This window comes from Phaeobacter sp. HS011 (genome assembly GCF_018101215.1).
Lineage (GTDB): Bacteria > Pseudomonadota > Alphaproteobacteria > Rhodobacterales > Rhodobacteraceae > Phaeobacter > Phaeobacter inhibens.
In genome coordinates, this window is the sequence record NZ_JAGEUF010000005.1 from 276,282 (window position 1) to 296,061 (window position 19,780).

The 19,780-nt window shown below is 57.3% G+C and carries 19 protein-coding genes; 7 read left to right on the plus strand and 12 right to left on the minus strand.

Annotated elements, in window-relative coordinates:
- Window positions 1-6: 6 nt before the first annotated feature.
- The 4 genes from J4721_RS11925 to rpsJ are packed head-to-tail and all read right to left on the minus strand — an operon-like array spanning window position 7 to window position 1,959.
- A complete protein-coding gene (locus J4721_RS11925; RefSeq protein WP_014876008.1) occupies window positions 7-303 on the minus strand; it encodes a 50S ribosomal protein L23 in 297 nt (98 codons plus the stop codon).
- Window positions 300-917: a 50S ribosomal protein L4 gene (gene rplD / locus J4721_RS11930; RefSeq protein ID WP_014878913.1), complete on the minus strand. Its 618-nt coding sequence runs from the start codon at window positions 915-917 to the stop codon at window positions 300-302. Before rplD ends, J4721_RS11925 begins: the two co-directional genes overlap by 4 nt.
- Entirely contained in the window at window positions 914-1,627 is a 714-nt protein-coding gene (gene rplC, locus J4721_RS11935) for a 50S ribosomal protein L3 (protein WP_014876010.1), read from the minus strand. The genes rplD and rplC overlap by 4 nt, the downstream gene beginning before the upstream one ends.
- Before the next feature lie 17 nt (window positions 1,628-1,644).
- The gene (rpsJ, locus tag J4721_RS11940) at window positions 1,645-1,959 is read right to left on the minus strand and encodes a 30S ribosomal protein S10 (RefSeq protein ID WP_008563081.1); all 315 of its coding nucleotides are present in this window, start codon (window positions 1,957-1,959) and stop codon (window positions 1,645-1,647) included.
- Between the two features lie 234 nt (window positions 1,960-2,193).
- Between rpsJ and J4721_RS11945 the strand changes: the two genes are divergently transcribed.
- The gene (locus J4721_RS11945) at window positions 2,194-3,168 is read left to right on the plus strand and encodes a DUF4238 domain-containing protein (RefSeq protein ID WP_081498373.1); all 975 of its coding nucleotides are present in this window, start codon (window positions 2,194-2,196) and stop codon (window positions 3,166-3,168) included.
- Window positions 3,169-3,499: 331 nt separating this feature from the next.
- On the opposite strand, the gene tuf is transcribed toward J4721_RS11945, so the two are convergent.
- The 4 genes from tuf to rpsL all read right to left on the minus strand — a co-directional run bounded on the left by tuf (window position 3,500) and on the right by rpsL (window position 7,738).
- Entirely contained in the window at window positions 3,500-4,675 is a 1,176-nt protein-coding gene (gene tuf, locus J4721_RS11950) for an elongation factor Tu (RefSeq protein WP_014876013.1), read from the minus strand.
- A 66-nt stretch (window positions 4,676-4,741) separates the two neighbouring features.
- Window positions 4,742-6,862 (minus strand): elongation factor G, encoded by a 2,121-nt coding sequence (fusA, locus tag J4721_RS11955; protein ID WP_102887031.1) that lies wholly within the window; start codon window positions 6,860-6,862, stop codon window positions 4,742-4,744.
- Window positions 6,863-6,880: 18 nt separating this feature from the next.
- Window positions 6,881-7,351 (minus strand): 30S ribosomal protein S7, encoded by a 471-nt coding sequence (rpsG, locus tag J4721_RS11960; protein ID WP_014876015.1) that lies wholly within the window; start codon window positions 7,349-7,351, stop codon window positions 6,881-6,883.
- A gap of 15 nt (window positions 7,352-7,366) precedes the next feature.
- A complete protein-coding gene (gene rpsL / locus J4721_RS11965; protein ID WP_005621086.1) occupies window positions 7,367-7,738 on the minus strand; it encodes a 30S ribosomal protein S12 in 372 nt (123 codons plus the stop codon).
- A 415-nt stretch (window positions 7,739-8,153) separates the two neighbouring features.
- Between rpsL and J4721_RS11970 the strand changes: the two genes are divergently transcribed.
- A complete protein-coding gene (locus tag J4721_RS11970; protein WP_211002747.1) occupies window positions 8,154-8,930 on the plus strand; it encodes a putative rhamnosyl transferase in 777 nt (258 codons plus the stop codon).
- Window positions 8,931-8,936: 6 nt separating this feature from the next.
- Here the strand turns inward: J4721_RS11970 and J4721_RS11975 are convergent, their stop codons facing one another.
- The 3 genes from J4721_RS11975 to J4721_RS11985 form a co-directional block, all read right to left on the minus strand.
- The gene (locus J4721_RS11975; protein WP_247656080.1) at window positions 8,937-9,785 is read right to left on the minus strand and encodes a DMT family transporter; all 849 of its coding nucleotides are present in this window, start codon (window positions 9,783-9,785) and stop codon (window positions 8,937-8,939) included.
- A gap of 50 nt (window positions 9,786-9,835) precedes the next feature.
- Window positions 9,836-10,660, minus strand: coding sequence for a glycosyltransferase (locus tag J4721_RS11980; protein ID WP_211002749.1), 825 nt, complete (start codon window positions 10,658-10,660; stop codon window positions 9,836-9,838).
- A 230-nt stretch (window positions 10,661-10,890) separates the two neighbouring features.
- Entirely contained in the window at window positions 10,891-11,787 is an 897-nt protein-coding gene (locus J4721_RS11985) for a LysR family transcriptional regulator (RefSeq protein WP_211002750.1), read from the minus strand.
- A 97-nt stretch (window positions 11,788-11,884) separates the two neighbouring features.
- On the opposite strand from J4721_RS11985, the gene J4721_RS11990 reads away from it, so the two are divergent.
- From J4721_RS11990 to J4721_RS12010, 5 genes are read left to right on the plus strand one after another with little or no spacing between them, the layout of a single operon-like run.
- A complete protein-coding gene (locus J4721_RS11990; RefSeq protein WP_211002782.1) occupies window positions 11,885-12,577 on the plus strand; it encodes a pirin family protein in 693 nt (230 codons plus the stop codon).
- 30 nt (window positions 12,578-12,607) lie between these two features.
- A complete protein-coding gene (locus J4721_RS11995; RefSeq protein WP_211002751.1) occupies window positions 12,608-13,246 on the plus strand; it encodes an isochorismatase family protein in 639 nt (212 codons plus the stop codon).
- Between the two features lie 56 nt (window positions 13,247-13,302).
- The gene (locus J4721_RS12000) at window positions 13,303-14,238 is read left to right on the plus strand and encodes a glutathione S-transferase family protein (protein WP_247656082.1); all 936 of its coding nucleotides are present in this window, start codon (window positions 13,303-13,305) and stop codon (window positions 14,236-14,238) included.
- Entirely contained in the window at window positions 14,235-14,777 is a 543-nt protein-coding gene (locus tag J4721_RS12005) for an antibiotic biosynthesis monooxygenase (RefSeq protein WP_027248545.1), read from the plus strand. Before J4721_RS12000 ends, J4721_RS12005 begins: the two co-directional genes overlap by 4 nt.
- Entirely contained in the window at window positions 14,759-15,364 is a 606-nt protein-coding gene (locus tag J4721_RS12010; RefSeq protein WP_123619001.1) for a hemerythrin domain-containing protein, read from the plus strand. The genes J4721_RS12005 and J4721_RS12010 overlap by 19 nt, the downstream gene beginning before the upstream one ends.
- Before the next feature lie 134 nt (window positions 15,365-15,498).
- On the opposite strand, the gene rpoC is transcribed toward J4721_RS12010, so the two are convergent.
- Window positions 15,499-19,740, minus strand: coding sequence for a DNA-directed RNA polymerase subunit beta' (gene rpoC / locus J4721_RS12015; protein ID WP_014876024.1), 4,242 nt, complete (start codon window positions 19,738-19,740; stop codon window positions 15,499-15,501).
- Between the last annotated feature and the right edge of the window lie 40 nt (window positions 19,741-19,780).

Below are 19,780 nucleotides of genomic sequence, written 5' to 3' on the forward strand. Positions count from 1 at the left end.
CGGATCTCAGAGTCCGGTGGACACGTCGATGGTGTTGCCTTCTTCCAGGGTGACATAGGCTTTTTTCACGTCTTTACGCTTGCCCAGCTGGCCGCGGAAACGCTTGACCTTACCCTTGGTGATGGTGGTGTTAACCGCTTTGACCTTCACACCAAAGAGCGCCTCTACGGCTTCTTTGATCTGGGGTTTGTTGGAGTCGATCGACACTTCAAACACCACTGCACCGGTTTCGGATGCCATGGTTGCTTTTTCGGTGATGATCGGCTTGCGGATCACGTCGTAGTGTTCTGCCTTCGCGCTCATTTCAGGCGAGCCTCCAGTGCTTCGACACCTGCTTTGGTGAGCACCAGGGTGTCACGCTTCAGGATGTCATAGACGTTTGCGCCCATTGTCGGCAGGATATCCAGACCTTCGATGTTGCGCGCGGCGCGGGCGAAGCCCTCGTCCACGGATGCGCCATCGATGACCAGCGCGCGCTTCCAGCCCAGGTCCTTGACCTGCTTGGCCAGAGCGGCTGTCTTGCCTGCGGAATCGGCGTTTTCAATAACGACCAGTTCACCCGCTTTTGCTTTGGCGGACAGCGCATGGCGCAGACCCAGCTTGCGGAATTTCTTGGTCAGATCGTGGCCGTGCGAACGCGGGGTCGGACCCTTGTAGATACCACCCTTGCGGAAGATCGGCGCGTTACGGTCACCGTGACGTGCGCCACCGGTGCCTTTTTGGCGATAGATCTTCTTGGTCGAGTAGGAGGTCTCGGACCGCGTCTTGACCTTGTGGGTACCGGCCTGCGCGTTGTTACGCTGCCAGCGCACCACACGGTGCAGGATGTCGGTGCGCGGCTCGAGGCCGAACAGCTCTGCATCCAGCTCGATGTCGCCGGCTTTGCCGCCGTCCAGTTTGATCACATCAAGTTTCATGCTTCACCACCTTCCGCGGAGACTTCTTCCGCTGCAGCCGACTTCAGAGCTGCCGGATAGGGCAGACCTTCGGGGGCTTTCTTTTTCACGGCGTCTTTGACGGTGACCCAGCCACCTTTGGAGCCGGGAACGGCGCCTTTGATCATGATCAGGCCACGATCGGCGTCGGTCTTGACGACTTCAAGGTTCTGAGTTGTCACGCGGGCAGCACCCATGTGACCGGCCATTTTCTTGCCTTTGAAAACCTTGCCGGGATCCTGACACTGACCGGTCGAACCGTGGGAACGGTGGGAGATCGACACACCGTGCGAGGCGCGCAGACCACCAAAGTTCCAGCGCTTCATCGCACCGGCAAAACCTTTACCGATGGAGGTGCCGGTCACGTCAACCTTCTGACCTTCCAGGAAGTGCTCGGCGGAGATTTCCGCACCCACTTCGATCAGGGCGTCCGCAGGCACGCGGAATTCAACCAGCTTGCGCTTGGGCTCAACCTTCGCTGCTGCGAAGTGGCCACGCATGGCTTTGGAGACGCGCTTGACCTTGGCCGAACCTGCGCCGAGCTGAACGGCGGTGTAGCCGTCTTTTTCCTCGGTGCGCTGTGCGGTCACTTGCAGGCCGTCCAGCTGAAGAACGGTCACAGGAACCTGCTTGCCGTCTTCGAGGAACAGCCGGGTCATGCCGACTTTCTTTGCGATAATACCAGAGCGCATATGTTTACCCTCCGATCTTAGGATTGCAGCTTGATTTCGACGTCCACACCAGCGGCGAGGTCGAGCTTCATCAGCGCGTCCACGGTCTGGGGGGTCGGATCAACGATGTCCAGGAGCCGCTTGTGGGTGCGGATCTCGAACTGGTCACGAGATTTCTTGTCAACGTGCGGGCCACGCAGAACGGTGAATTTCTCAATCTTGTTCGGCAGGGGGATCGGGCCGCGCACCTGCGCGCCGGTCCGCTTGGCAGTGTTCACGATTTCCTGCGTGCTGGCGTCCAGTACACGGAAGTCGAATGCCTTCAGCCGGATACGGATATTTTGGCTTTGCATAGTCATGCCTTTTTTTCAGGCGTTGGGGTTGAGAGGAGGGCAAGCGACCACCGCGCACCCTCATCGAACCCAAAAGGCGGGAATCACCCCGCCTCATCCCCGCAGAGCGGGATGGCGCCGTATACGCCTGATAGCCGTGTGTGGCAAGGGGGTTTGGGTGGGGATGGTTGGGTTTGCAGAACGTGGTGGGTTTGGGTTTGTTGGGGAGGTTGAGTTGGGGTTAAGGGCGGGTGGTTGTCAAGACAACCACCCGCCCTTACAACAACCCTAAGAGGAACGAAGCTAGAGGGCGCTGTGTCCAAAAGGATTAAGAACCACCACTTTGTCCCGAAAGTCCTTCAGAAGAGATTTCGAACCGAAGACAATCGCATATGGTATTCCGAGCGCGGGACTGACGGGCGTTTCTCTCAGCCTGAACTTCGAAACATTGAAAAGACCTTTCGAATTAGAAACTACTACACTGTCCTCGAGAATGGGCAACCTTCTGATGCGATTGAACGTCTTTTCTATGGAGAAATAGACAACTTTCTAGGCGACTTCATACCAGAGGTCTTGGGGATATTTGACGCCGACAAAGTTCCACGGCTGTCAGAAGCCTCTCTGGAAAGCGCGCGAACTGTAGCAATGGAAATGGCCAAGCGGACTCCAGAGTTCGTCAAGCAGTACGAAAGCGACCAAGAAATCGGGCAATCGCTAGTGGAGAGCGTTTTGGCAGGGCTTGAGGATGAAACCGATTTCGAGAAGCGTTCTCACTACCTCGAAATACTTAACGACCCTGCCCTACTCAGGCAGTATGGGCGCGACGTGCGTGTCAGAGCCACTGTCAAACGATCTGAAAAGACAGCAGAGGCGTTGAAGGATTTCAAGGTTCGATGGGCAGTGAGCGAAACTCACCACTCCTTTATCCTGTCAAGTATGATGGCATACCGCATAGGAAACGGTGGCCCAAATGGGTTAATCAATCCCAACATGGAGATTTGGCTGCCGATTTCGCCAAAAATCTCGATGGTACTTACTCGCGACAAAGCCAATCGAATTCCAGACAGGGTGGTTGAGGCGCCTTCCCATATCCGAGAAGTCAACGAGTATGCTGCACGCAACAGCAGCCAGATAGCCTCCCACTCCAAGAGACTAATCGAGTCGTTAACCGGGAAAAAAGCCAAGCTGAAGCTTGCCTATCAGCCAGAGCATAAACTTTCTCGCATATAATTGCTGCTCATCCCCGCCCGGACGCCCCGCGTTCGGGCCGCGCCCGGCCAGCCTGGAGTACAGGCGCGATTGCATCGCTCCCGGAGCTAACGCTCCTTGCGGCCTCAAAAGCTCCGCTGGAGCTTTTGCAAGACGGCCTCCGGCCCCTGGCCGCTTTCCCGTCTCGCTCAGGTCACAAATCGTCCCCCTGCCCTATTCAAATGTCACCACATAGAAAAAGGCCGCCCCGTTTGGAGCGGCCTTTCTTTTGTTTCACCTGAGTGGCTCTCGGTGATTTTCTAGCGAAAACCACCTGTCACCACAGGCCAGAGTTTCCGTTGGAAACTCGACCTTAGTCGGTGATTTTCGACACAACGCCGGCGCCGACGGTGCGGCCGCCTTCGCGGATGGCGAAACGCAGGCCGTTTTCCATCGCGATCGGTGCGATCAGTTCAACGTCGAACTTCAGGTTGTCGCCCGGCATAACCATCTCGGTGCCCTCAGGCAGGGTCACGGTGCCAGTGACGTCGGTGGTCCGGAAGTAGAACTGCGGACGGTAGTTCGCAAAGAACGGGGTGTGACGACCACCTTCTTCTTTGGTGAGGATATAGGCCTCAGCTTCGAACTTGGTGTGCGGCTTCACGGAACCCGGCTTACACAGAACCTGACCACGCTCAACACCGTCACGGTCCACACCGCGCAGCAGCGCGCCGATGTTGTCGCCAGCTTCACCACGATCCAGCAGCTTGCGGAACATTTCCACACCGGTACAGGTGGTGGTGGAGGTGTCACGGATACCAACGATTTCGATCGAGTCGCCAACGTTGATCACGCCGCGCTCAACACGACCGGTCACAACGGTACCACGACCGGAGATCGAGAACACGTCTTCGATCGGCATCAGGAACGGCTGGTCAACAGCGCGCTCAGGGGTGTCGATGTAATCGTCAACAGCCGCCATCAGCTCTTTGATCTTCTCTTCGCCGATTTCAGGCTTGTTGCCTTCCATCGCCGCAAGAGCCGAACCTGCAACGATCGGGATATCGTCGCCGGGGTAGTCGTAGGAAGACAGCAGTTCGCGGATTTCCATTTCGACCAGCTCCAGGAGCTCTTCGTCGTCAACCTGGTCCACTTTGTTCATGAACACGACCATCTTCGGGATGCCAACCTGGCGGCCCAGCAGGATGTGCTCGCGGGTCTGCGGCATCGGGCCGTCAGCAGCGTTCACAACCAGGATCGCGCCGTCCATCTGCGCCGCACCGGTGATCATGTTCTTCACATAGTCAGCGTGGCCGGGGCAGTCGACGTGGGCGTAGTGACGGGCTTCGGTCTCATATTCCACGTGCGCGGTCGAGATGGTGATCCCGCGGGCTTTCTCTTCAGGTGCGCCATCGATCTGGTCGTAGGCTTTGAAGTCACCAAAATACTTGGTGATCGCTGCGGTCAGCGTGGTCTTGCCGTGGTCAACGTGGCCGATGGTGCCGATGTTGACGTGCGGTTTTGTACGTTCAAACTTTTCCTTAGCCATGAGAGGCCTCCTTTTCGTGTTGAGAAGGGCACGCGCCGTGGCGCGAACCCCTCAATATCTGTTCGCTTATGCGAATTTTGCCTGGATCTCGTCAGAGATGTTCTGCGGAACCGGATCGTAGTGATCGAACTGCATGGTGAACTGGGCGCGGCCCGAGCTCATCGAACGCAGGGTGTTGATGTAGCCGAACATGTTCGCCAGCGGCACAAATGCATCGATCGCAATTGCGTTGCCGCGGGGCTCCTGTCCGGTCACCTGACCACGACGCGAGGTCAAATCGCCGATAATGCCACCGGTGTAATCCTCAGGTGTGATAACTTCCACCTTCATGATCGGTTCCAGCATCTTGGCGCCAGCTTTGCGCATGCCTTCACGCATACACATACGTGCTGCGATTTCGAAGGCCAGAACGCTGGAGTCAACGTCGTGGAACTTACCGTCGATCAGGGCAACCTTGAAGTCGATCACGGGGAAGCCAGCCAGCGGGCCGCTATCCATGACGGACTGAACGCCCTTTTCAACACCGGGGATGTATTCCTTCGGAACCGCACCACCAACGATGCGGGATTCGAAGGAGTAACCTTCGCCAGGCTCTGTCGGCGAGATGATCATCTTCACTTCGCCGAACTGACCCGAACCACCCGACTGTTTCTTGTGGGTGTAGGTGTGTTCAACTTCGTGACCGATGGTCTCACGATAAGCAACCTGCGGCGCACCGATGTTGGCTTCGACCTTGAATTCACGCTTCAGACGGTCAACCAAGATGTCCAGGTGAAGTTCGCCCATGCCCTTCATGATGGTCTGACCGGACTCGATGTCGGTCTCCACGCGGAAGGACGGATCTTCAGCAGCAAGACGCTGCAGACCCTGGGACATTTTCTCCTGGTCGGCCTTGGTTTTCGGCTCAACCGCGATCTCAATCACCGGATCGGGGAAGGTCATGGTTTCCAGAACCACAGGATCGTTGACGGCGCAAAGCGTGTCACCGGTTGTGGTGTCTTTCAGACCTGCCAGTGCGATGATGTCGCCTGCAAACGCTTCCGTGATTTCCTCACGGTCGTTGGAGTGCATCATCATCATCCGGCCAACGCGCTCTTTACGACCTTTGGTCGAGTTCAGCAGCGTGTCGCCCTTGTTCAGCACACCGGAATAGATCCGGGTGAAGGTCAGCGAACCGACAAAGGGGTCGTTCATGATTTTGAATGCCAGACCCGAGAACGCCATGTCGTCGTCCGCACGGCGGGCGATGTCACGGGTTTCGGTTTCGTCACCGGGTTTGAAGCCCATGTAGTCGACAACGTCCATCGGGCTGGGCAGATAGTCGATCACAGCGTTGAGCAGAGGCTGAACGCCTTTGTTCTTGAATGCGGAACCACCCAGGACCGGAACGAAGTCCAGTGCCAGTGTGCCCTTGCGCAGCAGAGCGCGCAGGGTCGCGACGTCCGGCTCAGCGCCGTCCATCAGGTAGTTTTCCATCGCAGCGTCGTCTTGCTCAACGGCCGCTTCGATCATCTTACCGCGCCATTCGTCGGCCATGTCTTTCAGGCTGTCACGGATCGGAGCTTTGATCCACGACGCGCCAAGGTCTTCACCCTGCCACAGCCATTCTTCCATGTTGACCAGATCAACCAGGCCTTCCAGCTCGGTTTCTGCGCCGATCGGAATACCAACCGGAACCGCGCGGGCGCCAGTACGGTCTTCGATCATGTTAACGCAGTTGAAGAAGTCAGCGCCGATCTTGTCCATCTTGTTGACGAACACCATACGCGGAACCTTGTAGCGGTCAGCCTGACGCCACACGGTTTCGGTCTGGGGTTCAACACCAGCGTTGGCGTCCAGAACACAGACAGCACCGTCGAGAACCGCCAGCGAACGCTCAACTTCGATGGTGAAGTCAACGTGGCCGGGGGTGTCGATGATGTTCAGGCGGTGCTTGGGCGAGTCAGCAGTTTCGCCATCCTCGGTGCGTTCCCAGAAGGTGGTGGTCGCAGCCGAAGTGATGGTGATGCCGCGTTCCTGCTCCTGCTCCATCCAGTCCATGGTGGCTGCACCATCGTGCACCTCACCGATGTTGTGGGATTTGCCGGTGTAATACAGGATGCGCTCGGAGCAGGTGGTTTTACCTGCATCGATGTGCGCCATGATACCGAAGTTACGGTATAGTTCGAGCGGATATTCGCGTGCCATAGGTTTGGGTCCCCTAGCTTACCAGCGATAATGGGAGAAGGCTTTGTTGGCCTCTGCCATCTTGTGGGTGTCTTCGCGCTTCTTCACGGCGGTACCGCGGGACTGAACAGCGTCCAGCAGCTCACCGGCGAGGCGTTCTTCCATGGTGTTTTCGTTGCGTGCGCGGGCCGCTTTGATCAGCCAGCGGATCGCCAGGGCTTCGCGACGCTCGGGGCGCACTTCGACAGGCACCTGGTAGGTTGCACCACCCACACGACGCGAACGCACTTCGACGGAAGGCTTCACGTTGTCCAGGGCTTCGTGGAACACTTCCACGGGGGCACGTTTGATTTTCGATTCAACGCGGTCGAATGCGTTGTAAACGATGCTTTCTGCGACCGATTTTTTACCATCGATCATCAGGTTGTTCATGAATTTGGTCAGAACGCGGTCGCCAAACTTGGCGTCGGGCAGAACTTCGCGTTTCTCAGCAGCGTGACGGCGAGACATTTATCAATATCCTTCTTATTTAGGACGCTTCGCGCCGTACTTCGAACGGCGTTGCTTACGGTCTTTGACGCCCTGGGTATCCAGAACACCACGCAGGATGTGGTAACGGACACCGGGAAGGTCTTTTACACGGCCGCCACGGATCAGAACCACGGAGTGCTCCTGAAGGTTGTGGCTTTCACCCGGGATGTAGGAGATCACTTCGAAACCGTTGGTCAGGCGGACCTTCGCAACTTTCCGCATAGCGGAGTTCGGTTTCTTCGGTGTGGTGGTATACACACGGGTGCAGACGCCGCGCTTTTGCGGGCACTGTTCCAGGTGCATGGACTTAGAGCGTTTTACTTTCGGCTGCCGCGGCTTGCGGATCAGCTGTTGGATCGTTGGCATTCCGGTTCTTTCCCCGTCTCAACAACACATGTGTCATGCACGTCCTTGAACGTACGGCTAAATTCGTCGCACTTACGCGTCCGCAAGCGCAAAAACCGCAATCGTTTCCATTCCGAGGTAAACGACGCGGTGGGTTTACAGAGGATCCGCGCAAATAGGCGCACGAGATCTTGGGCCACTTAGATTTTGATATCGGCTTTTGGGGCGACCCCCGGGTGCCGGATAGGCGGGCGTATATGGGGAGTCGCGGGGGATGTCAACAGCGGCCACCGGCGCGCTCAACACCGACAGGTGTGACAAACGCCGGGAGGGAACCGGTGCGAGTAGCTTGCTTGTCTGCACAACCAGCGCGGTGCATAGTCCCGGACAACGAGCAGGCCGATATGAGAGGCCGTGGATGCGAGGGTCTACAGCAATGCAGGTCATAGGTCTATGCCGGTTTTCCTACCCGGCCATCGGCGGCTTTCAGGTGGAGCATGACAGTTTAGAGGCGCGCATTGCCTATCTCTATGCGCAAGCGCGTCTGGAAGAGCGGTTTCATCTGATGGAGACCGTCGCCCTGCCCTGCCTGCGCGCTCAGACCGATCCGAATTTCACACTGGTGATTGTCATCGGCGACAGCCTACCGGAGGTACCCATCGCGCGACTGCGCGCGTTAACAGCGGACATGCCGCAGGTGAAGATCCGCGCCCTCCCCCCAGGTCCGCACAGACAGGTGATGAAACAGGTGCTGAATGACGCCCGCCACGACCCCGGCGCCCCCTGTTTGCAGTTTCGCCATGATGACGATGATGCGGTGTCAGTCGATTTCGTTGAACGGCTGCGACAAACCGCTCAAGACTGCCAACCGCTGATTGCGCGCAACCAGACCCTCGCGATTGATTTCTGCAAGGGGTTCACCGCCCGTTTCCAACCGGATGGGATTTATGCCGCCGAAGTGCACCGTCCCTACTTTGTGGCCGCAATGGGCATGTATGTCGCGGGGGGATGCAAGCAAAGCATCATGAATTTCGCCCACCACAAGATCGCCCGCTTCATGCCCAGCATCACGATTCCGGATGCGCCGATGTTCGTCCGAACGCTCAATGCCTCCAACGACTCTCGCCAAAAGGGCGCCAAGGAACCGGAGCTGACCCGTCTCACCCCCGAGCAGGAAGGTGCATTCGAGGCGCGCTTTGCGATCACGAGGTAAGACGTGTCATTCCGGTGGTGACAGGTCTGGCGTGGCGGCGCGCCGCGGGCGTTCGCGCAACAGGCTGAAAATGCCCGCCGCGACCACAATGGCCGCCCCGATGAGGGTGAGCGTATCTGGCCAGTTGTCAAACATCAGCCACCCGAGAAGCAGCGCCCAAAGAAGGCCGGTGTAGCGAAACGGCGAGACCGCCGCCACATCGCCCACCCGCATCACCATCACTGAAAACAGATAGCCGATAAAGATACAGCCCGCTGCCAACAGCAGGATCAGCGTGGTCAAAAGGGGCAGCGGCTGCCACGTCTCCTGTAGGCCAAGCCCGAGGCCAAACACCAACACCGACAAAGCCGCCATCAATGTGACCGTCAGCGATGGCACGGCCGCCGACATACGCCGGGTAAAGAGATCACGAGCCGTGATGCAGATCACCGCCGCAAGCGCGTAGCCTGTGCCCGTATCAAATCCATCAGCGCCCGGACGTACGATCAACAGCATGCCAAAAAAGCCAACCCCGATGGCGGTCGCTCGTCGCCAGCCGACCTGCTCTCCAAACAGGAGCGCGGCCGCCAGCGTCACTGTGAGCGGCAGCATCTGCAAGATGGCCGTCACATTCGCAATTGGCAGGGTCAACAGCGCGCTGAGAAAGAAATAGGTGGTGGCGATTTCAGCAAGGCTGCGCCCCGCAACCAAGGCCCAGTCACGCCGTGAGAGCGACAGACGCAATCCGCCATAGCTCCGCGCCAGCGAATAGATCAGCAGGCTGACGGCCACACCGCGCACCACAAGGATCTGCGAGAGCGGAAGGCTTTGTCCGGCAAGTTTGACCATCCCATCATTGAGGGTGAAACCGGCCATACTGCCCACCATCAACAGCGCGCCCAGCTGGTTTCCAGTCAGCCGGGAGATCACGGCAACACGTCGCGCAATTGATCCGGTGTCATAGCGAAATGGCGGTCCAGCGCTGTGGCAATCTCCGTGTCCGACATCTTATGTGTGATTCCCATCTGCGCCGGGCGGGATTTATTGTCGCCATGAATCGTGCGCAGGAAGCCAGGTGTCGAGATGTCAGAATATGTGTTCCAATGCTGCGCGTAGCGCCGGTGGTTGTAGCGATAGGGATTGTCGCGGTACTCCACCGGAGCCACAAGCGCGGCCCCTACCGACAGCGGCGCCTTCTCGCAAGCGTCGAAAATCTCATCCGTCGGGCCATCCGGCCCCTGAGTGCGCCGCAGGTAAAGGCCACGGTTGTTGGCCAGGATGAAAGGCGTGTTGCCGCTCTGCAGGGGGATCAGCCCCATGGCGAGGCGGCGATTGTGCGCGACATAATCCAGATCCACCGCATCGTCATCATCCAGCCGGAACATCAACCGATGCGTCGCACCATCAAGCGGAACCGCGTTATAACCCTGCTTCAGCATTCGATAATGGGCACCGGGGCCGACGGGCATCAGCGTGATATTGGTGGCAGGCTCCAACAGACGCGCAAGGCGCTCCAAATAGGCCTCGGGCATATCTTCGGCGGTGAGGAGGATCAGGTGAAACCCCTGATCACTCTGGCGCAGAAGGGAGCGCAGACACAGCCGTTCGAACACCCGAAACCGCAGCTCCATCCGCTCTGGCGCGAAGAGATGGGCCGCCGTATCCGCAAGCGTGGCAAAACGTTCGGAATAGTAAGTCGGGGTCAGCACCGAGAAGCGCACCAAGCCAACAACGCTGAGTTTGATATCCATTCTTCGCTGTCCTGTTACGGCCCGACGGGGCTCTTCGTCATCCGCAGCAACAGACCATTCCCGGCGCGAATTGGGAAGATCCTAAATCGTGCGAACCGCGCGGTCGGCCCGCAAGCGAAGCCGGTGCAACGAAAAACGAGATGTCCGCACATCGCGTTGGTCCGCTTCGAGCCCATAATTCCCGCTGCTGCGTTCTGCATCAATGTCGGTTTTGCCACGACAATCCTTAATCAAGCCAAGTTCTCCGCAGCTTTTCTTACATGGTCGATAAAAGCCCTTTGTTTGAGCGTCGCGCCGCGGCGGCTCGGATAGATTGCCGACAGAGGCACACTTGAAGCACTCCAATTTGGTAGGACAGCGGAAAGAAGGCTGGAGGCGCACTCTGCGTGTACAGCATAGGCCGGAAGCATCGCGATACCGCCACCTGCGATAGCCAGGCTTCGAAGGGTTAGAAAGTCGTTAACGACGACATCCCCATTGGCCGCGAAATCTATGACTTCTCCGTCTCGCTGTAGTTTCCACCGGGAGGTTTTGAACCCGCTGCGCATTATCAAGCACCGATGGTGCTGCAAATCCCTGGGCAGTTGAGGGTTGCCCGAACTGCGCAAGTAGCCGGGGCTGGCATAGAGACCAAAAGGAAACGTCCCTATGGCTTGTGACATCAGCGAGGAATCCGGCTTTTCACCAATGCGGAATGCAAGATCAAAGCCATCCTCAATCAGATTTGCCCTCATGTTCGTCAATTCCAGGATGACTTGAACTTTGGGGAACTGCTGACCATAGGCCGCTATCGCTGGCGCAATGATTTGCTGCCCGACCAGAACCGAGGCTGACACCCTCAGTTCCCCTGCCGGTTCTCCCAGACTTGTCTCAACAACAGCGTCGGCAGCATTGGCTTCTTCTACCATCAGACGACAGTAATCGGCGTAACGTATACCAATCGACGTCAGCCGACTGCTGCGGGTGTTGCGCTCGATCAATTGAACACCGAGGCGGTCTTCCAACCGAGAAAGCCTGCGGCTGACGTTCGACTTCGGAAGCTTCATCTTTTTGGCAGCACCCGTAATGCTACCAGCCTGCGCAATGGCTGCAAAAACGGCCAAATCGTTTAAGTCTCTATGTTCCATTTTTAGAATTTTCTTTTGCCTTTTTGCTCAATTGATCCACAAATGGAATAGTCTCATATTCTGATCAAGCAATGCAACACGCTTGATTGGACACGCTATGACATCGCAAAGTTTGGAAATTCTACACCGCGATACGCTAACGGAAGGCGGCTTCGCGGGCTTGAAGGAACACCGTCTTGTAACCGGCAAAAAGCTCTGGGGTGACCGCGCCAATCCGGATGCCTGGGATGGCATCGGTAACTTTGTTTATCTGGCTGATGCGCGGTTTAATCCCAAAGGTGAAACAACCATGCATCCACACAAAGAGATCGATGTGATCTCTGTCATGGTGGAAGGCCGCGTCGCGCATCAGGGGTCTTTGGAACACGGCGGATCGCTCGACACCAATGACGCACAGGTCCAACGGGCTGGCGGCGAAGGGTTCAAACATAACGAAGTGAACCCTGATGAAACCCAGAACCGGATGCTTCAACTTTGGGTCATGCCCGAAGTGAAAGGCGAACCAGCCGGGTACAAAAAGTTCAGCCCGACATGGGGTGAAACAGTCCGTATTTATGGCGGTTTGCCTGACCACACGAAGTCTTTCTCGGCCGAAACCACCATCGACGTGGCCATGCTTACCGCAGGGCAGAGCATCGAACTGACAGCTCCTTACTTGGCCTATGTCGCCAAAGGCGATGGACAATTTGAAACAACGCATCTGACCGGTGGCGATCTGATCCGTGGTGCCAATGGCACCTTCACAGCCACGACCGACGTTCAATTCATTCTGGTCGGCACGCTGGCCTAACCTTCCCAACCCAACCGAAAGGGCACTCCCATGTCTGATAAGTTTTCAGAATTCCTGACACCAGATAACGCTATATTGGCGATGATCGATCACCAAACTGGTTTGCTCGCCAGTGTGCGTGACATTCAGCCTGAAACCCTTCGCAAAAACATCAACGGTCTGACCAACATGGCCAAAACGGCAGGTATTCCATCGGTGGTCACAGCATCCCTGTCGGAAGGTCCCAATGGCCCGATCCTGTCGGACATCACCAACGTGCTTGGCGATACCGTGATCAACCGTGCTGGCGAAATCAACGCGTGGAAGTCGCCAGAATTCAAAGCTGCAATCGAAGCAACAGGTCGCAAGAAGATCATTATGGCGGGCATTGTCACGGATGTTTGCCTGTTGTTTCCGGCGCTGTCTGCCGTTGCAGAGGGCTATGACGTATATGCCGTCGTTGATGCATCAGGCACGTGGGATGACGCCACCCGTGATGCTGCCATGCTGCGGATGAGCCAGGCCGGTGTGAAAGTCACAACTTGGGGCTCTGTGCTGGCCGAGGTTATGGACGATTGGCGCAACCCGGTGGGGTATCCGCTGGGCGGCGTTCTGGGCGGCCACACCGCCTATGGCCTTGTTTATGAGAGCTACCTAGCACAGCAAGCCCAACAAGATTCTGCTGAGTAAAAGAAACAAAGACCCCAGTGGTTCATACTGCTGGGGCACCCAACCGGGAGGTCATGATGGCTGGTAAATTGATTGATGGCGTATGGACCCGCGAGGGCGACATTCTGGCCTCACAGGATGGGCATTATCGCCGTCAGGAAACCGACTTCCGAAACTGGATATCGACTGACCCCGGCGCAAAGTTTGCACCTGAAGTGGGCCGATATCACCTCTATGTTTGTTATGCCTGTCCCTGGGCGCACCGCACATTGATCATGCGCAACCTGAAAGGGCTGGAAGACGCGATTTCTGTCTCGCCCGTTGCCCCCATCGTCAACCAAGACGGCTGGGAGTTCACCGATGCTGATGGTGGCTTCCCCGACCACCTTTTCGGCAAGAGGTATCTGCATGAAATCTATACACTCGCCGACCCCACATACACTGGCCGCGTAAGTGTTCCGGTCTTGTGGGACAAAAAGCTAAACACCATTGTCAGCAATGAATCCGCTGAGATTGCGCGAATGCTGAACTCGGCTTTCGTAGGCGTTGCAGGAAATGACACCGACTTTGCACCTGAGGCGCTTCTGGCGGAAATCGACGAGGTGAATGACCTCGTTTACAGCAAGATCAACAATGGCGTTTACCGTTGCGGGTTTGCCGGAACGCAGACTGCATATGAAGAAGCAGTCACCGATCTGTTCTCGGCGCTGGACACGGTTGAGGCGCGGTTAGAAGGCAGCGGCTATCTGGTGGGTGGTCAGTTGACCGAAGCCGACTGGCGGTTGTTCACAACGCTGATCCGCTTCGATCAGGTCTATGTCGCACTTTTTAAATGCAACATTCGACGGATTGCGGACTACCCAAATCTCTCGGCTCTGCGCCAGAAACTCTATGAGCATGGCGATGTCGCCGACACGGTGAAGTTCGATCAGATCAAGACCCATTATTGGGCGAGCCTGCGCGGTGTAAATCCAAGCGGCATTGTGCCTGCTGGACCGGAGCTGGTGCTATGAGCGATTCAGTCACATTGGCGGTAACGGACCATGTCCCAATGGAGGCCAAGGCTCGCTACGAGGCGCTTGTCGAAGAACTGCACCGATTGTTCGAAGCCCAGAACGGCTTCTTGTCAGTCGATACCGTGCGGCACAGCCGCCCGCATCAGGTCGAGTACACAGTGTTGTCGCGGTGGTCTGATGAAGCCGCTGTGACGCAGTGGCGGGAAAACCCAGCCATTCGCGAGAAGTTGGCCAAGATCGAAGCCATTACAGGTGGCCCCGCGCAGCATGTGCAGGCCATTGGTTTAGGGATGTGGGTGGATCATGCGGAGGGATCGGCCCCACATTTGCCACCAGCATGGAAGCGCACGGCCATGAGCGCCGCTGCCGTCTACCCGATGTTGATGCTTTTGATGGCGCTGAGTTCACCCATCATTGGTGGCTTGCCGCAGTTTCTTCAGGTCTTGATTATCGTGATTGTTCTGTCTGCGCTCTTAACGTGGCCTATTATGCCGTGGCTCAGTAAAGTGCTGCGCCCTTGGCTGATGGCAAGATAATTCAGAAAGCTGCGAAAATGCTCCTCGATTATGATCTGCCTGAGTATCATGTCAGCAAGCGCAAAGCGCTTCCGTCCTCGGTAGAAGAGACTTTGTTGGAAAGCACACGATCCGAGTGGGAAGATCACCCACGTTTTGGTGGCAAAGCAAGCTTCTTTATGTCGATCCATCGCAACCTGCTGGATGGCGCTGCACAGCTGTCGCGTGGGATTGAGCGGCTTCTGGACGTGCCTGCCAGTGATGTCGGTGAGGCCGTCGCACAAATGAATTTGCTGCCGTTTGCCAAGAACCTGATCGGATTTGCACATCATCACCATGAGATCGAAGACCATGGTTACTTCCCTCAATTTGGATTGATGTACCCCGAACTAAACCGTGGGCTTTCTTTGTTGGATGGCGATCACAAGGTGTTGGATGCGGCACTGGATGACACGCAAGCAGCACTGACCCAGCTAAACGATCCCGTGGTCACACGCGACCAACTGGCATGCTTGCATAAGGGTGGCCAAGCACTGGAAAATATCCTCAACCGCCATATCTGGGATGAAGAAGAAGTCATTATCCCAATTTTTTTGCGGCATGGATAAGTGGTCATTGAGCTCGCTTACGTGAAGGTCGGCACCGTCCGCAGAGCGAGCCATCATGGTTTGCGGACATTTCCAAGAAAAAGCCCCCCGCAACATCGGTTGCGAGGGGCTTTTTCATTTCAGATCAGCGTGGATCAATCGCGGCTCTCTGGGGTTTCCACCAGATTGTCGAGGTTATCCTCGGTGGCAACATCATCCATCGACGGGGCAGCCAGTGCGGCGGCGGCTTCGGCCTCCTCGCGGCGTGCCTCAAGGACGACATTGTCACGTCCCTGAGCGATGTTGCGTACCCGCTGAGTGGCACCACCGGTACCAGCCGGGATCAGGCGGCCAACGATGACGTTCTCTTTGAGGCCCACCAGCTTGTCGCGTTTGCCCTGCACCGAAGCCTCGGTGAGAACGCGGGTGGTTTCCTGGAAAGACGCCGCAGAGATGAACGACCGGGTCTGGAGCGATGCCTTGGTGATCCCCAGAAGGATCGGCTCGCCCTGTGCCGGACGCTTGCCGCGCGACAGTGCCTTTTCGTTGGCCGTGTCGAACTCCTGCTTGTCCACATGCTCACCTTTCAGCAGCGTTGTGTCACCGGAGTCGGAGATCTCCCACTTCTGCAGCATCTGGCGAACGATCACCTCGATGTGCTTGTCGTTGATCTTCACACCCTGCAAGCGATAGACGTCCTGAACCTCGTCGATCATGTAGTTGGCCAGAGCCTCGACACCCATGATGGACAGGATGTCATGCGGCGCCGGGTTGCCGTCCATGATGTAGTCGCCCTTCTGGACGAAGTCACCTTCCTGAACCGGAATGTGCTTGCCCTTGGGCACCATGTATTCGACGGGCTCCATCGACTCGTCAGCCGGCTCGATCGAGATGCGACGCTTGTTCTTGTAGTCGCGGCCAAAGCGCACATAACCATCGATTTCGGCGATGATCGCGTGATCCTTGGGACGACGAGCTTCGAACAGTTCCGCAACACGTGGCAGACCACCGGTGATGTCCTTGGTCTTGGCGCCTTCACGCGGGATACGCGCAACAACGTCACCTGCCATGATCTGCTGGCCTTCTTCGACCGACAGAATGGCGTCCACGGACATAGGATAGGTCAGCGGGTTGCCCGCATCGCTGCGCACCGGCTCACCATCGCCATCCACCAGGATGATTTCCGGCTTGAGATCGGAGCCCTTCGGAGCCGCACGCCAGTCGATCACGATCTTCTGGGTCATGCCGGTGGCTTCGTCGGTCTCATCCCGCACGGCGATACCGGAGACCAGGTCCACATATTTCGCGGTACCGGGTTTCTCGGCGATGATCGGCAGGGTGTAGGGATCCCATTCGAACAGCTTATCGCCACGGGCCACGGACTGACCTTCCTTGACGAACAGTTTGGAGCCGTAACCCAGCTTGTGGCTGGCGCGCTCTTCACCGTGCTCGTCCTGAATGATCAGCTTCATGTTCCGACCAACAACCAGGGTCTCGCCGTTGGCGTTCTCCAGGGTCTGCGGCATCTCGAAGACGATCTTGCCCTCTTGCGAGGCTTCGAGGAAGGACTGCTGGCCACCCTGAGCAACGCCGCCGATGTGGAAGGTCCGCATCGTCAGCTGTGTACCGGGTTCACCGATGGACTGCGCGGCGATGATGCCGACGGCCTCACCGGTGTTCACCTGCGTACCACGGGCCAGGTCACGGCCATAGCACTGGGCGCAGACGCCTTCTTCGGCCTCACAGGTCAGCGGCGAGCGGATACGGGTCGACTGAACGCCGGCCTCTTCCACTGCATCTGCCATGCGTTCGTCGATCAGCTGGCCTACGGCGACGATGATCTCCTCAGTGCCAGGCTTCTTGATATCCTCAGCCGCAACACGACCCAGAATACGTTCACCAAGCGAGGCCACAACCTCACCGTCGTTGACCGCTGCTTCCGCAGTGATCGCGGCCTCGGTGCCACAGTCACGATCGCGCACAATGCAATCCTGTGCCACGTCCACCAGACGACGGGTCAGGTAACCCGAGTTCGCCGTCTTAAGCGCGGTATCCGACAGACCCTTACGGGCACCGTGAGTCGAGTTGAAGTACTCGAGAACGGTCAGGCCTTCTTTAAAGTTCGAGATGATCGGGGTCTCGATGATGTCGCCATTCGGCTTCGCCATCAGGCCACGCATCCCGCCCAGCTGTTTCATCTGAGTAACCGAGCCACGCGCACCGGAGTGAGCCATCATGTAAACCGAGTTCGGTTCCATCACGGCGCCAGCCTCGTTACGCTTGTCTGCGGAGATGGTGCCCATCATCGCGTCAGTGACTTTGTCGTTACACTTCGACCAGGCATCGACAACTTTGTTGTACTTTTCACCCTGAGTGATCAGGCCGTCCATGTACTGCTGTTCGAAGTCCTTCACCTGATCGCGGGTCTCATCGACCAGCGTCCATTTGGTATCGGGGATCACCATGTCGTCCTTGCCGAACGAAATGCCCGCCTTGAACGCCTCACGGAAACCCATGGTCATGATCTGGTCACAGAAGATCACGGACTCTTTCTGACCGCAGTAACGGTAGACGGTGTCGATGACCTGCTGAACCTCTTTCTTCCGCAGAAGACGGTTGACCAGCTCGAACGGTGCTTTGACGTTTTTCGGCAGCAGCGCGCCCAGACGGACACGGCCCGGGGTGGTCTCAAAACGCTTGAGGACCTCGTTGCCTTCTTCGTCGATCTGAGTGATCCGCGCTGTGATCTTGGTGTGCAGGTGCACTTCGCCGGCGTCCAGCGCGTGCTGAACCTCGTCGATGGTACCAAAGATTTTGCCTTCACCGGGCATGCCTTCGCGTTCCAAGGTCACATAGTAGAGACCCAAGATCATATCCTGCGACGGAACGATGATCGGCGCGCCGTTGGCAGGCGACAGAACGTTGTTCGTGGACATCATCAGGACGCGCGCTTCCAGCTGGGCCTCGAGGCTCAGCGGAACGTGCACAGCCATCTGGTCACCGTCGAAGTCCGCGTTGAACGCCGAGCAGACCAGCGGGTGCAGCTGGATGGCCTTACCTTCGATCAGCGTGGGTTCAAACGCCTGAATGCCAAGACGGTGCAGCGTCGGCGCACGGTTCAGCATAACAGGGTGTTCACGAATAACCTCGTCGAGGATATCCCAGACTTCGGGACGCTCTTTTTCGACCAGCTTCTTCGCCTGCTTCACGGTGGAGGACAGACCTTTGGCCTCCAGACGCGAATAGATGAAGGGCTTGAACAGTTCGAGCGCCATCTTTTTCGGTAGACCGCACTGGTGCAGCTTAAGCTCGGGGCCGGTCACAATGACCGAACGACCGGAGAAGTCGACCCGCTTACCCAAAAGGTTCTGACGGAAGCGGCCCTGCTTACCCTTCAGCATGTCGGACAGCGACTTCAGCGGACGTTTGTTGGCGCCGGTGATCACGCGGCCACGACGACCGTTGTCGAACAGAGCATCCACGGATTCCTGCAGCATCCGCTTTTCGTTGCGAACGATGATGTCAGGCGCGCGCAGCTCAATCAGGCGCTTCAGACGGTTGTTCCGGTTGATGACGCGACGATACAGATCGTTCAGGTCAGAGGTCGCGAAGCGGCCCCCATCCAGCGGCACCAGCGGGCGCAGTTCCGGCGGGATCACAGGAATGACGGTCATGACCATCCATTCCGGGCGGTTGCCGGATTCCAGGAAGCTCTCAACCACCTTCAGGCGCTTGATGATCTTCTTGGGCTTCAGCTCGCCTGTGGCTTCGGCCAGCTCTGCACGCAGATGCTCGGCTTCGGCTTCCAGATCGATGGCAGCCAGCATTTCACGGATCGCTTCAGCGCCGATGTTGGCGGTGAAGGCGTCCATGCCAAACTGGTCCTGGGCGTCCATGTATTCTTCTTCGGTCATCATCTGGCCGTAAGTGAGGTCAGTCAGACCCGGCTCGATGACAACGTAGTTTTCGAAATACAGAACCCGCTCAAGATCGCGCAGGGTCATATCCAGCATCAGGCCGATGCGCGACGGCAGCGACTTGAGGAACCAGATATGCGCAACCGGCGACGCCAGTTCGATGTGGCCCATGCGCTCGCGGCGGACTTTTTGCAGGGTGACTTCCACACCGCATTTCTCGCAGACAACGCCGCGATATTTCATGCGCTTATATTTGCCGCAAAGACATTCGTAATCTTTGATCGGGCCAAAAATACGCGCGCAGAACAGACCGTCACGTTCGGGTTTGAACGTCCGGTAGTTGATGGTTTCCGGCTTTTTGATCTCGCCGTAGGACCACGACAGGATCCGCTCGGGCGATGCCAGCGACACCTTGATCTCATCAAAGACCTTTGGCGGTGTCAGCGGGTTGAACGGATTATTCGTCAGTTCCTGGTTCATTTTGATACCTCAAATTCGTGCAGAAAGGGGAGAAAGCAAG